Source organism: Effusibacillus consociatus (genome assembly GCF_042652925.1).
Classification (GTDB): domain Bacteria; phylum Bacillota; class Bacilli; order Tumebacillales; family Effusibacillaceae; genus Effusibacillus; species Effusibacillus consociatus.
On sequence record NZ_JBHSHC010000154.1, the window covers coordinates 121020 to 134197 of the forward strand.

A 13178-nucleotide genomic window follows, 5' to 3' on the forward strand; every position below is an offset into this window, starting at 1 on the left:
GTACAGCAAGTGAGTAAACAAGAGAAAAAGCAACTCTCATTTCTGGACCGCTATTTGACGTTATGGATTTTTGTTGCGATGGCGATAGGAATTGGCTTGGGTTACGTATTTCCTAACTTTGTCGCCGGTTTGAATGAGTTTCAAGTTGGAACCACATCGATACCGATTGCGCTTGGTCTCATTTTAATGATGTATCCGCCGCTGGCGAAAGTACGATACGAAGAAATCGGCCGTGTCTTTCGAAATGGCAGAGTGTTAACCATTTCATTGATTCAAAACTGGCTTATCGGCCCGATCTTAATGTTTTTCTTGGCTATTATTTTTCTCCAAGGCTATCCGGAATATATGGTTGGGCTGATTATGATCGGTTTAGCTCGCTGTATTGCAATGGTTATCGTTTGGAACGATTTGTGCAGAGGGGATGCCGAGTACGCGGCGGGACTCGTTGCTTTCAACTCGATCTTTCAAGTTTTGTTTTACTCTGCCTACACCTATATCTTTGTTACGATTTTGCCGGGACGGTTCGGGTTGGAGGGCGTCGTTGTTGACATTACGATGGCCGAAGTCGCCAAGAGCGTGTTTATTTATTTAGGGATACCGTTTCTGGCCGGAATGATTACTCGCTATTCGCTTGTAAAAGTAAAAGGGCGGTCCTGGTACGAAACCGTCTTTATTCCGAAAATCAGTCCCATTACACTGATCGCGTTATTGTTTACGATCATCGTCATGTTCTCGCTGAAAGGCGAAATGATTATTCAATTGCCTTTCGATGTCGTGAGGATCGCGATTCCGCTCTTGATTTACTTTGTCGTCATGTTCTTGATTTCGTTTTTCATGGGCAAAAAAGCCGGGGCTGGGTATCCGGTCACCTCTACACTGGCATTTACCGCCTCGGGGAATAACTTCGAGCTGGCGATTGCCGTTGCCGTCGGGGTGTTTGGTATTCATTCCGGCGCAGCATTTGCGGCCGTCATCGGTCCTCTTGTGGAAGTCCCTGTGATGATTGCCTTAGTCAACGTCGCGCTCCGATTCCAGCGGAAGTATTTTTCAAAGCAAGCAGCTTAACATAAACAGGAGGATTCACCATGTCAGATAACAAAAAACTCGTTTATTTTCTTTGTACGGGAAACTCTTGCCGCAGCCAAATGGCGGATGGCTGGTTGAAGGCGCTCGGTAATGATCGCTACGAAGTAAAAAGCGCCGGGTTGGAGGCACATGGGCTGAATCCCCGTGCCGTCCAGGTGATGAAGGAAGCTGGCGTCGATATTAGCGGCCATACATCGGATGTTATCGATCCGGAGATTTTGAATCGGGCTGACTATGTGATTACGTTATGTGGCCATGCAGACGAACATTGTCCGGTGATTTCGAATAAAAACGTCGTGAAGTGGCATTGGGGGTTCGATGATCCGGCCAAGGCGACCGGCACCGAGGAAGAAATCATGAGCCAATTTCGAGCGGTTCGGGATGCGATTAAGTCGCGTATCGAAAAGTTTCTAGCCGAAGGACGGTAAATTTGAACGGGAATGTAAAGTTGTAGACTAAACATTGTCATTACTCCATGGGCAGGATTAAATGAGAAAAGAAAAAATATATCCTCACCCTTAGGCCCATTTACGTCTACAAGAGGAGTGGTTTAGAATGGATTGCTGTACATCATCCAATCATGAAGGTGTCGCTAAGAAGGAGTGCCCTTCCTGCGGTACAAGAGGTAAGAACGTGCAACTCATAACGCTTAAGTCCCTGCTTAAAGCTTCTGCTTTAGAAACCATTGAACCCGATAACTCTTATGTATTTTGTTCGAACTCTGCTTGCTCTACCGTCTATTTTAGCGGGAATCATTCGCAATCATTTGCCGAGGACGACTTGAAAGTGCCTGTGTACCAAAAGAATCCGAGCATGGGCGTGCCTGTATGTTATTGTTTCAATTGGACGAGAGAGCGTCTCAGTCAAGCAATAGAAACCGACCAACAACCAACTGACCAAATTAAAGCTCATGTTCGGGCTGGGCGCTGTGGATGTGAGGTAAACAACCCGCAAGGGGCTTGCTGTTTAGGTAACGTGAACGCTTTTGTAAGAGCTCTCGAAAAAGGTTAACTTTTTTTGGAAACCTGAAAAAATCAGAATCCCTTAGAGTTGGAAAAACCGGATTTTTCGTATTTTTAGCGTAGAAAAAAATCATTTATTTACAGCTGTTTGAAAGCGTATTCGCCGTTCGTTCGATAACAAAGGACCGTACAAATGTCGATTTTGCGAGGCCGAGTAAAAGGGAGCGCAGTTAGGGTAGTGGCAGGTTATTATGGAAAATATTGTAATAATGCTTATAAGCGGCGTATTAGGGAGATTCCTGATTTGAATCGGACTTTCCAACGCAAACAAAATGAAGCGTCACGTCGCCGTGATATTATCCCCTTCGAGTAGACAAGTGCTAAAGAACGGCACTACAGTCTACATGGAGGGGATTTTTTCATGGGTGGAATTCGGAAAACGTACTCAGCGGAATTTAAGCAGAAAGCCGTAGATATGTATCTAAAAAAGGGCATGAGCGCAACGACGGTGGCGAAGGAACTGGGGATTCACCGATCTATGCTGCAGCTTTGGGAGAGACGGTATCAGGAAGAAGGTGCGCAGGGGCTTGAGGAGAAACGCGGGAAGGCAACAGGACCTTTAAAGGGCAGGCCTAGAACCAGAGAAGAAAGCGTGGAAGCGGAGCTTTATCGGTTACGTGCGGAGAATGAATATCTAAAAAAGTTATGGGCACTGCAAAGGGGGCGAGCAGACGGCGACAGCAAGCGTTCGTAATCATTGAGGAGCTAGCGCAACGCTATGCGGTCGCTTTGCTCTGTCAACTGGCTGGTGTCTCTCGAAGCGGTTACTACAAATGGCGTAGCCGCAAGGGAAGGCTGACAGCTCGTCAACAGGAGAATGAACAGCTCAAGATTAAGATTATGGAATGCCGAAAGCGGACACGCGGGATCTATGGTTACTTGCGCACACGTACTTGGCTGAGGAAGTTCTACGGCATCCAGGTCAACCACAAACGCGTTTACCGGCTTATGAAGGAACTGGGCATTCGCTCGGTGATTCGGCGTAAGCGGCCGTATTTCGCAGCAAAAGAGGCGGTGTACGTGATCTCAGACAACGTCCTAAACCGCCAGTTCCAGGCGACACGTCCGCTTGAGAAATGGGTCACGGATATTACATACCTCCCCTTTGGCCAATCGTTCTTGTACCTTTCGACGATCTACGATTTGTATAACAACGAAGTGATTGCCTACAAGATTGGCGCGCGTAACGACATTCGTCTTGTGCTGGATACGGTGAAGAAAGCGATTCGCAACCGAAAGACTCGGGGCCTTCTCCTGCACAGCGACCGCGGCTTCCAGTATACGTCCAAGCCCTACAGCTTGCTGTTAAAACGACATGGGATTCAAGCCAGCATGTCACGAAAAGGGAATTGTCACGATAATGCCAGCATGGAAAGCTTCTTCGGCCATTTCAAGAGTGAATCGCTCCGGCTCCACCGCTTCACCAGCAGGAAGCAGCTTGTGGATGAAATCCACCGCTATATCCGCTTCTACAACCACCAACGATTCCAAAAGAAACTAAATAACCTTAGTCCGGTGGAGTACCGAACTAAGGCTGCTTAGTGCGCTTCTTTTATAGCTGTCTACTTGACGGGGGTAACTTCACCGCTACCGGCTGCTTTTTTTCGGTTAGCGATAGCGGCGGAATTCCAACCATCGTGGTATATTGATTTTCACGAAGCTAGGGGTTTTCTTCTGTAAACCCAAAGGTTCTTGGACAGACATTGATTGCGAATCCCAAAAGTACAGCGACATCTTTGGTAAAACAAATTGTAGCTCGCATGAATCATTCCTTTGCCCCTTAAAGACGACGATCTTGTCGGAATACAACAAAGTAAAAGCGGTAACCTTTTTAGGGCTACCGCTTTACTGCATTAGACCCTGCCTTCAAAAATGGGGAAATTTGGTCTGGTAGAAACAAGACGGAAACAATCGACTAGATGTAAACTGGTCCTGAATCCGTGACGTCTAACTTCGCTCAGAGGAAAATGTGGATATTGTTGTAAAATCGAGATAATTGGGACAGATGACCGTTATTTTCAATGGCCATATTCTGATTCGGCGGACAACGAAACAGACCTTGGGAAACAAGGCCGTATGACCAAGTATGTAAGTCCAATATGTCAGGTAAACGCTCGGTAGATGCGGCTAATCACGGGGAACCATGGACTGTTGCAGCCAAAATTAAATTGGATGCCTCGCGCATGTTGTACCAATCTTGCCGCCATATAAATGATGTTCTGAATGACCGTGCGAATTCGGCGGCGTTGCACGTTGTTTCGGATCGGCGAATCATTCTCGCGCAGACTCTCCTGACCGATCATCCGAAGGAGATTGTAAGCAAACAGGCCAGCATGCAGCACTAAATCGTTGGTTGCAAACTTCCCGGCTGGCAGGCGCTCCAGGTCCAAGTCGGTTTTGATTTCACTGTGAAACTGCTCGCTCGTACCATGATCGCGGTAGAGTTCAATCACTCGAGAAGGCGCACAGCGAAGTGAAGTCCAATAGACACTGACTTCAATTTCCGGGAACAGCAACACTTGTCCATCCCGATCAATCGTTCGATGAATGACGTGGAACACTTGGCGAAGGGGGCGGTCGAATCCCTTTTCGCGAAATTCTATCGCGCCGATATATTCGACTTTTCCTTCGCGCTGCTGGCAGGCGATTCCCGTCGTTTCCGCAATGCGCAGCCACATTTCCTTCGGTTCTCTGCGGAGATTGGCCTTGATGATATAGTCGGCTTTCTCGCGATGACAAACATGCAAATTTTCGGCGCTGTCGTTTCCAGCGTCCATGCGAATGAGCAGCGGCAGGTCCGTTGCACGTTTGGCGTATGCGATGCTCTGTTCTAAAAATGCGGCTGTTCCCTTCTGGCAATGCACACTGCCCTCACGCAGTTCCACATTAACGCCATAGCCTTCTTGGCCCAGGTAGGCAAAGATGGGAGCATAGCCGTCAGTCCCTTTGTAAGTACGAGATACGCCTTCTTTCTTTGTGCCGGAATTGTCAAAAGGAGATACGTCGATATCCAGCGGCGCATAAGCCTTTTCACCTGCTGTCAGCCCTGTTAATGGAGCCTTTACCTTGCGAATGAGATCAGCGGATTCCTCAAGCAAAATCCGATTCCATTCCGGTGTTTGCGCCGCGGCATCCAGCCGCTGACGAAGGGTCGGGCTGGAAGGGACTTTTTGAAGCTGCAGACAAATCGAGAATACGTCATCCTTTCGGAATGGCTCAATATGGTCAAAGTCGCTCTTGCCTTGGCAGAGCAAGCCTAGGTAGCTCTTCATGACATCGGCGTGGGAATGAATTGGTGTCTCCATTCCTTTAATTTTTGTATGGTTAAGTCGCTTTCTAAGTCCGGTATGTGCAAGCAGCGCACCAACGGTTGCTAAACCGGCGTGAGTAGAGAGAATTAGCTCTTTCGAGCGGACAAATTGGATCTTCATAGAGCACCTCTCAGGTGAAGTTGGAAAAGTTATGATTTTCTTTTAATTTCTTTACCGGGGGTGCTTTTTCCTTTAATTATCTTTAATTTTCAAAGAACCTTTATCACGGATTCAGGACTGGTCTTCGATACCCAGATTTTTGAACATTTTCTATTATAAAAGTAGAAAGCGACTCCAACGGCTTTGAAGCAATAGGCTTGCTAAAAAAAGCTACTACGATGGACGCTATCACATCTCCCGGATAATGATGGCCAACATATACTCGCGAATTCCCTGTTGGAACCTCTAAAGCCAACATACTGTAGCCTCACCATCCGGACCAGCGTTTACAAATAAGTACCATTAATGCAAGTGTGAATGCCCCCGATGTATGATCGCTTGGAAAGGAAGCATCCGCTGCGTGAGGGAACAGTAAATGAACCGAATGGCTTACAAACGGCCGAGACTCAAAATAGAACTGGGCAATCACATAATTCAGAAACAAAGCCAGCATCCCAGCGAACCCCGACTGCACAACAATATGTCTCCATCGATCATCGCCAAGTACCCACACGAATCCAAGCCATATAGCAAATAACTCCAAACCGTATTTGCTTACAAGTATCATAATCGAATCGAGCCAAATAAGATGTCCCGACAAATCGTTAATAAATTGAAAAACAGCATAATTCATAGCGGCAATCCTCCTGATGTTCGTCTAGGTCCACAAATGCCCGAGTACATAACTAATACGCAGAAATCAATTCCAGAAATTAGTGAACTCTGGATGCAAGCTGGTAAAGTCAGTTTTTTTGTTTTTATATTGGTTTCATAACTATAATCCTTATATCTCTTGAGTCCCAGTTAATCCAAAGTTGACAACAATACATTACTCGATTATTATACGTATAGGGGTATACGTAATAATGAGTTTGAAGTCATTTGGGTAAACTCGAACAGGATAGGTAGGCCCCGGAAAACCACCAATATAGGAGGGTTACGATTTGACTGCACATCCAGAAATCAAAGCCGATCAGACGCTTGATTGCAAAGGTTTGGCCTGTCCGATGCCAATCGTCAAAACCAAAAAAGCGATGGATCAGCTGCAATCCGGGCAGGTCATCGAGGTTCAGGCAACCGATAAAGGTTCACTGGCTGATATACAAGGCTGGGCCAAGAATACCGGCCATCAATATTTGGGTACGATTCAGGAGGGCGACGTGCTCAGGCACTTCATCCGTAAATCGAGCGCGGATGAGATCAAGGAAGAAAAGAAATATCCTCACACCGTGACCAATGAAGATCTGGAGAAAAAGCTGGGCAGCGTAACCGTGCTCGATGTTCGCGAGCCTGCCGAATACGCGTTTAACCGCATACCCGGGGCCGTCTCCATTCCGCTTGGGGAGCTGGAAGAGCGCCTCGGCGAGCTCAATCCGGATGATGACATTCACGTAGTATGCCGTACGGGAACACGCAGCGATCTTGCTTGCCAATTGCTGGCCGAGAAAGGCTTCAAGAACGTGAAGAACGTGGAGCCTGGCATGTGTGGGTGGTCCGGCCCGACGGAAAAGGACTTTCAAATCTAATCATCGACCAAGGAGGTCATTCCAAATGAGCACGAAAGTAGCGATTATCGCAAGCAACGGCGGACTGTTCGATGCCTACAAGGTCTTCAACATCGCGACCGCATCTGCGGCAACGGATGCCGAGGTGGCGATCTTCTTCACCTTCGAAGGACTGAACCTGATCCACAAGCAGGCGCATCACCAGCTTCCGCTGCCCGCAGGCAAAGAGCATTTCGCGGAAGGCTTCAAGAACGCCAACATTCCTTCCATTCCGGAACTGGTGAACATGGCGCAGGAAATGGGCGTGAAAATCATCGCCTGCCAAATGACGATGGACGTCATGAACCTGAAGAAAGAGGATTTTATTGAAGGAATCGAAGTCGGCGGAGCCGTCACGTTCTTGAATTTCGCGAAGGACGCAAACGTGTCCTTGACGTTCTAATTCATCAAAGGGGGAAACAACATTGACTACTGCAAGCAGACTCCGCCCGATGACAGCGGGAGAACTGACGAAAATCGTCCTGAACAAAGAAGGGTTCTTTATTCTTGATGTGCGCAACCAAAGCGATTTTGACGATTGGAAAATCGAAGGGGAAAGCGTCGAGGTCATCAACATTCCGTATTTCGATTTGCTTGACAGCGTGGATCAAGCGTTAGAACAAATCCCAAGCGACAAACGCTTGCTGGTGGTATGCGCCAAGGAAGGCTCGTCCAAATTCGTGGCGGAACAACTGGTCGAGGCTGGAAGAACGAACGTGTCTTATCTGGAAGGCGGCATGAAATCTTGGAGCGAGCATCTGGAGCCGGTAAAAATCGGGGATTTGAAAGACGGCGGCTCCCTGTACCAATTCGTGCGGATCGGTAAAGGTTGCCTCTCCTACATGGTGATTTCCAGCGGTGAAGCGGCTGTGGTCGATACGCTCCGGATGACGGATGTATTCGAACGCTTCGCCAAGGAACAGGGAGCAACCATTAAACACACGCTGGACACGCACTTGCACGCGGACCACATTTCCGGCGGGCGCAAATTGGCGGAGCAAACAGGCGCAACGTACTGGCTGCCGCCCAAGGACGCGACAGAAGTAACGTTCCCATATGAGAAACTGGAAGAAGGCCGTGACATCACGGTTGGCAATACGAAGATCAAAATTCAACCCATTTACTCGCCGGGTCACACCATCGGCAGCACGTCGTTTATCGTAGATGATGAATATCTGCTTACGGGCGATATCCTGTTCATCGAATCGATCGGCCGCCCGGACTTGGCTGGCAAAGCAGAGGACTGGGTTGGCGATCTTCGCAACACCTTGTATAACCGTTACAAAGGCTTGGCTCAGGATTTGATCGTACTGCCGGCCCATTTCGGCAAAGTGACGGAGCTGGGAGAAGGCGGCCGCGTCATGGCCCGTTTGTCGGATCTGTACCGCGACAATCCGGGCTTGAACATTCAGGACGAGGAGACGTTCCGGCGGACGGTAACCGTGAATTTGCCTCCTCAACCGAACGCCTATCAGGAGATTCGCCAAACGAACATGGGTAAGATTACACCGAACGAAAACGAGCAGAGCGAGATGGAAATCGGTCCGAACCGCTGCGCGGTGCATGATAAATAAAGGAGGAACATGAATATGAATACAGATATCACGGTGGATACGAAAGGTATGGCGTGCCCGATGCCGATCGTCAAGGCGAAGAAAGCGTTGGATGGCCTACAGACGGGTCAAGTCATGGAGGTTCTGTCTACGGACAAAGGCTCCGTGAATGATTTTCAGGCGTGGGTCAAACAAACAAAACACGAACTCATTCAGCATGTCGAAGAAGATGGCGTTTATAAATTTTACGTTCGCAAATCCTAAAAAATAAGCGGGACCCGGAAGGGCCCGCTTATTTTAACTCGTCATATACGATGGTGACGCCGAGGGAACAATAACTTTCTTCGGTATAATGGCCTCGGGGGCAAGTTTTTGTGGTGCATGCCATGTCGTTTTTCGCTTGCAGCTTCTGATTGCACAACGGGCATTTATCTTCGAAAAGGCTTTTTAATTGTTGAAGCAAGCGGATCACCTTTTTTTCTGATGATTTTACTTGGATTTAATTATAACCTGTATTCACCTTGATGTCACGCCTTAAAAGATAACTTTTCGACAGGAGGGTGTCATGGATTTCTTACTGCTCATTATCATGGTGCTCATCGGTCTGCTCGGCTCTTTCTTTTCGGGGTTGCTCGGTATTGGCGGCGCGATTATTAATTATCCCCTCCTACTGTATATTCCATCCCTTTTCGGTGCGGCACACTTTACCGCCCACGAAGTTTCCTCCATCAGCATGTTCCAAGTCTTTTTCGCTTCACTTGCGGGTGTTATCGCGTTCCGGAAAAAAAGCAAAAAGGGAGGAACGGGCGTCGTTAATAAACAGTTGGTCCTTTACATGGGGAGCAGCATTCTTGCCGGCAGCCTGGTCGGCGGCTTTGTTTCGGGTATATTGAACGGGGATGTCATCAACCTGATTTACGGCATCCTTGCGGTACTGGCCGTCGTGTTGATGCTCATTCCCAACCGGGGGAACCAACAGGAAACGGACGACCTCCGTTTCAACAAAATCATCGCCATTACTGCGGCATTTGTAGTAGGCATCGTTTCCGGAATAGTGGGGGCCGGCGGCGCGTTTATCTTAATTCCCATTATGCTCACCGTTCTCAAAATTCCCACGCGCACAACGATTGCGTCCTCGCTCGCGATCGTTTTCATTTCGGCCATCGGAGGCGTCATCGGGAAAATCATGGGCGGCGATATCCCTCTGTTGGCGACGGTATATACCGTCACCGGCAGTTTGATCGGAGCACCGATCGGCACGATGGTCAGTTCGAAAATCAACGTGAAGGTGCTTCGATATGGTTTGGTCGTCCTGATCGTACTCACGGCCATTAAAGTGTGGTCGTCGATTTTGTGAATGATAAATCGTATCTGCAAGTATTTGCCGCGGCAAAAGGGTTGCAATCTTTTTTATTGATCTTTATTATACCTATAGGGGTATAAGTAAAATTCATGAGAGAGAAGGTATGTGACGTTGGAAATGGCAAAAAATAAAACGACAATCGTGCTCTTTAGCGGCGATTTGGATAAAGCCATTGCGGCATTCATCATTGCGAACGGAGCTGCGGCGTATGATCACGAAGTGACGATCTTCTTCACGTTCTGGGGATTAAACGCGCTTCGCCGCGACGAACCGATCAAAACGAACAAAGGCTTGCTTGAAAAAGCTTTCGGATGGATGATGCCGCGCGGCGCGAAGAAGTTGGGCTTGGCGAAAATGAACTTCGGCGGCCTGGGACCCCAGATGATCAAATATGTGATGAAAAAGCACAAAGCATTGTCGTTGCCCGAGCTGATTGAACTGGCTCAAGAACAAGGCGTGAAGTTAGTCGCTTGTACGATGACTATGGACTTGCTCGGTCTGAAACAGGAAGAATTGATCGATGGTCTGGAGTATGCAGGAGTAGCCGCATATCTGGGTGACGCCGCGAACGGAAAAGTAAACTTATTCATTTGAACAAGCGTGTATGATCTTACTATTTTTTTCTTTATACTATACCCATACACGTATAAGGAGATGTTGAACATGAACTACGAATACACGGACGAAATCAAAACCCGGCTGCGCAGAATCGAAGGACAAGTCCGCGGGGTGCTGCGTTTGATGGAGGAAGGAAAGTCCTGCAAAGAAGTTGTGGCACAGTTGTCCGCCGTTCGCAACGCATCGGACAAGGCAATCGCTCAGATCGTTGCGGAAAATTTGCAGCAATGCATCCTGGCGGAACAGGCTGCCGGTAACGATACGGGAAAGATGGTCAAGGAAGCTGTAGAGCTTCTGGTTAAAAGCCGCTAACGCAACAAATAACAATCTGAAGGAGAGAAAAACATGGCATTCAAGATTCCCAAGCAAATTACTCCGCAAGAAGTTGCAGCCCGTCTGAAATCAGGGGAACCTCTGATGTTGCTGGATGTACGCGAACCGGCGGAATGGGCGGAAGGCCACGTGGCCGGAGCCAAACATATTCCCCTCGGTCAACTGGGCGAACGTCGCAATGAACTGGACCCCAAGCGCGAAACCATCGTCATTTGCAGAAGCGGCAACCGTAGCGGTCTTGCATGCGAACTGCTTAGCGAACAGGGATACAACGTCGTAAACATGACAGGCGGTCTCAATAACTGGACGGATGAGTTGGTCCGCGAATAAACGAATAAAGGAGGAGGAACGTGGCGATCGTGTTTGCTCTGGTCGTTCTTGTTCTGGCTACTTGGGGACTCTGCCGAATTTGGCCGGCTAAAGGGCTAAATTGGGTGGATTCCCAAACATGGAAAGAAGCCATCGACCGGAATTCTGAAATGAACTGTTGAACGTTCGCGATGCCATGGACTATGAAGCAAGCTACGTGAATGGCTCCATTAACATATCTTTAGGCCGTCTTCCGGTGCTTTGGAAGAAGGCGTTGTCGCCGGAGGATTCCGTTCTCATCATCGCGGATCGCGATTATGAGCGAAGATCCGCCGCGCGAATCCTCAGACGACGCGGCTTCCGAAAGCTATATACCGGAGAAGGCAACCGGTGCGCATAAAAGCCAAGGCGAAAGGAGGACTTTTCAGTTGAACAGCGACCTTTGGGTGAATATCATTCTCGTCGTTCTGGTACTCGCATTTTTTTATTTCCGATTCGGTCCGACGAAGGGGCTAAAGACGCTTAGTGCGGCAAATTTCAAACAAGAGCTTGAGGGGTCCAAGCAAACGGTTCTTATCGACGTACGCGAACCCGGAGAGTTCAAGGGAGGACATATTCAAGGGGCGAAGAATATCCCATTGTCCCAGTTGAATCGCCGACTTTGCGAAATCCCCAAGGATCGGGATCTGCTGCTCTATTGCCGAAGCGGCATGAGAAGCAAAAGTGCCGCGCGGATTCTGATGAAGAACGGTTTTACCCGGCTGGCTCACTTACGCGGTGGTATCAGCGCTTGGACAGGCCCGGTGTCGAAGCGATAAACGGGAGGGTTAACCCTTTATCGTATGGGTAAGCTTAAATCGATGAGTACTGATGGAACTGCTAAGGAGGAGAGATCCTATGTATGATCGAAGGTTCAATCCGGAACATATGGCGAAGTTGGAGAGTCCTGAACGCAAAGCAGCCAATCCTCCGGAGCCGCTACTTGATAAACTCAATTTACGTGATTCGCTTTCACTTCTGGACTTGGGGGCCGGCACCGGATATTTTACGCTTCCGGCGGCGGAGCGAACGAGCGGTACCGTATACGCACTCGATATCGAACCGCGAATGCTGGATATCATCCGCAGCAAGGCTGAAGAACGTGAACTGAACCATATTCAGACCCTGCAAGGACAATTGGAGAACATTCCGCTGGAAAAGGAATCTGTGGATCGGGTGCTCGCATCCCTCGTGCTCCATGAAGCAGAAACCGTCGATCAGGCCGTTGCAGAAATGTACCGCGTCCTGAAATCCGGCGGTATTTGTCTATGTCTTGAATGGGAGAAGAAAGAGACGCCCCAAGGGCCGCCTCTCCATCATCGCATCAGCGCGGATGCATTGAAACAATCCATGGAGCGGCATGGATTTTCGATTATTGAGGTCATAAGGCCGACAGATGCCCAATATGCCGTGATTGCTCTGAAAGCATGACAAGGAAGGACATTAAAATGACATTCCATTACACGGTTGAAACGGGGAAAACTCCGGAACAAGCCATTGAGAAATTGACCGAAGCCCTAAAGGAAGAAAAGTTTGGCGTGCTATGGCATTTGGATATGAAGGCTAAACTTCAGGAGAAGGGTGTGGATTTCGAACAAACCTTTCATATCCTGGAGGTCTGCAATCCCGTCGAAGCCAAACGCGTGTTATCTGAAAATTCCTTAGTCGGTTATTTCCTTCCTTGCAAGATCGCGGTTTATGAGGAGAAGGGGAAAACCCGGATCGGCCTTCCGAAACCTACGGCCCTGATCGGCCTCGTGGAAAATGACAACCTCATGGCGATTGCAACGGATATCGAGAAACGACTCATTGCTTGCGTAGATAAAAGCAAATAATACGGC

Annotated in this window: 20 protein-coding genes; 18 read left to right on the forward strand and 2 right to left on the reverse strand. The window is 48.5% G+C overall.

What is annotated here, in order from left to right:
- The first annotated feature begins 9 nt into the window (after positions 1–9).
- From arsB to ACFO8Q_RS22685, 5 genes are all read left to right on the forward strand, one after another.
- Positions 10–1065 (forward strand): ACR3 family arsenite efflux transporter, encoded by a 1056-nt coding sequence (gene arsB, locus ACFO8Q_RS22665; protein ID WP_380029385.1) that lies wholly within the window; start codon positions 10–12, stop codon positions 1063–1065.
- A gap of 20 nt (positions 1066–1085) precedes the next feature.
- The gene (gene arsC / locus ACFO8Q_RS22670; RefSeq protein ID WP_380029387.1) at positions 1086–1514 is read left to right on the forward strand and encodes an arsenate reductase (thioredoxin); all 429 of its coding nucleotides are present in this window, start codon (positions 1086–1088) and stop codon (positions 1512–1514) included.
- Positions 1515–1641: 127 nt separating this feature from the next.
- Positions 1642–2097: a putative iron-sulfur cluster-binding metallochaperone gene (locus ACFO8Q_RS22675; RefSeq protein ID WP_380029389.1), complete on the forward strand. Its 456-nt coding sequence runs from the start codon at positions 1642–1644 to the stop codon at positions 2095–2097.
- Positions 2098–2469: 372 nt separating this feature from the next.
- Positions 2470–2802 (forward strand): transposase, encoded by a 333-nt coding sequence (locus ACFO8Q_RS22680; protein WP_380029391.1) that lies wholly within the window; start codon positions 2470–2472, stop codon positions 2800–2802.
- Positions 2754–3650, forward strand: coding sequence for an IS3 family transposase (locus tag ACFO8Q_RS22685; RefSeq protein WP_380029393.1), 897 nt, complete (start codon positions 2754–2756; stop codon positions 3648–3650). The genes ACFO8Q_RS22680 and ACFO8Q_RS22685 overlap by 49 nt, the downstream gene beginning before the upstream one ends.
- Before the next feature lie 560 nt (positions 3651–4210).
- Here the strand turns inward: ACFO8Q_RS22685 and ACFO8Q_RS22690 are convergent.
- Together ACFO8Q_RS22690 and ACFO8Q_RS22695 are read right to left on the reverse strand one after the other, a co-directional pair.
- Positions 4211–5539, reverse strand: coding sequence for an IS1380 family transposase (locus ACFO8Q_RS22690; protein ID WP_380029395.1), 1329 nt, complete (start codon positions 5537–5539; stop codon positions 4211–4213).
- A 307-nt stretch (positions 5540–5846) separates the two neighbouring features.
- Positions 5847–6212: a phosphatase PAP2 family protein gene (locus ACFO8Q_RS22695; protein WP_380029397.1), complete on the reverse strand. Its 366-nt coding sequence runs from the start codon at positions 6210–6212 to the stop codon at positions 5847–5849.
- A gap of 310 nt (positions 6213–6522) precedes the next feature.
- On the opposite strand from ACFO8Q_RS22695, the gene ACFO8Q_RS22700 reads away from it, so the two are divergent.
- From ACFO8Q_RS22700 to ACFO8Q_RS22760, 13 genes are all read left to right on the forward strand, one after another.
- A complete protein-coding gene (locus tag ACFO8Q_RS22700) occupies positions 6523–7104 on the forward strand; it encodes a sulfurtransferase TusA family protein (protein WP_380029399.1) in 582 nt (193 codons plus the stop codon).
- Between the two features lie 25 nt (positions 7105–7129).
- Positions 7130–7525, forward strand: a complete 396-nt coding sequence (locus ACFO8Q_RS22705; RefSeq protein WP_380029401.1) for a DsrE/DsrF/DrsH-like family protein — start codon at positions 7130–7132, stop codon at positions 7523–7525.
- 49 nt (positions 7526–7574) lie between these two features.
- Entirely contained in the window at positions 7575–8696 is a 1122-nt protein-coding gene (locus tag ACFO8Q_RS22710) for an MBL fold metallo-hydrolase (RefSeq protein WP_380029473.1), read from the forward strand.
- A gap of 15 nt (positions 8697–8711) precedes the next feature.
- Complete coding sequence (locus ACFO8Q_RS22715; RefSeq protein ID WP_380029403.1) at positions 8712–8939, forward strand: sulfurtransferase TusA family protein; 228 nt, start codon at positions 8712–8714, stop codon at positions 8937–8939.
- A gap of 301 nt (positions 8940–9240) precedes the next feature.
- Entirely contained in the window at positions 9241–10032 is a 792-nt protein-coding gene (locus tag ACFO8Q_RS22720) for a sulfite exporter TauE/SafE family protein (protein ID WP_380029405.1), read from the forward strand.
- A gap of 123 nt (positions 10033–10155) precedes the next feature.
- Entirely contained in the window at positions 10156–10632 is a 477-nt protein-coding gene (locus ACFO8Q_RS22725) for a DsrE/DsrF/DrsH-like family protein (protein ID WP_380029475.1), read from the forward strand.
- 69 nt (positions 10633–10701) lie between these two features.
- Positions 10702–10968, forward strand: coding sequence for a metal-sensitive transcriptional regulator (locus ACFO8Q_RS22730; RefSeq protein WP_080835020.1), 267 nt, complete (start codon positions 10702–10704; stop codon positions 10966–10968).
- 33 nt (positions 10969–11001) lie between these two features.
- Positions 11002–11319: a rhodanese-like domain-containing protein gene (locus tag ACFO8Q_RS22735; RefSeq protein ID WP_380029407.1), complete on the forward strand. Its 318-nt coding sequence runs from the start codon at positions 11002–11004 to the stop codon at positions 11317–11319.
- A 20-nt stretch (positions 11320–11339) separates the two neighbouring features.
- Positions 11340–11480 (forward strand): hypothetical protein, encoded by a 141-nt coding sequence (locus ACFO8Q_RS22740; protein WP_380029409.1) that lies wholly within the window; start codon positions 11340–11342, stop codon positions 11478–11480.
- On the forward strand, positions 11477–11698 hold the full coding sequence (locus ACFO8Q_RS22745; RefSeq protein WP_380029411.1) for a rhodanese-like domain-containing protein: 222 nt from the start codon (positions 11477–11479) through the stop codon (positions 11696–11698). The genes ACFO8Q_RS22740 and ACFO8Q_RS22745 overlap by 4 nt, the downstream gene beginning before the upstream one ends.
- A 28-nt stretch (positions 11699–11726) precedes the next feature.
- Positions 11727–12116 carry a rhodanese-like domain-containing protein gene (locus ACFO8Q_RS22750; protein WP_380029413.1) on the forward strand — a complete coding sequence of 130 codons (390 nt, stop codon included), beginning with the start codon at positions 11727–11729 and terminating at the stop codon, positions 12114–12116.
- A 79-nt stretch (positions 12117–12195) separates the two neighbouring features.
- Positions 12196–12768, forward strand: coding sequence for a class I SAM-dependent methyltransferase (locus ACFO8Q_RS22755; RefSeq protein WP_380029415.1), 573 nt, complete (start codon positions 12196–12198; stop codon positions 12766–12768).
- A gap of 17 nt (positions 12769–12785) precedes the next feature.
- Complete coding sequence (locus ACFO8Q_RS22760) at positions 12786–13172, forward strand: DUF302 domain-containing protein (RefSeq protein WP_380029417.1); 387 nt, start codon at positions 12786–12788, stop codon at positions 13170–13172.
- Positions 13173–13178 lie beyond the last annotated feature (6 nt).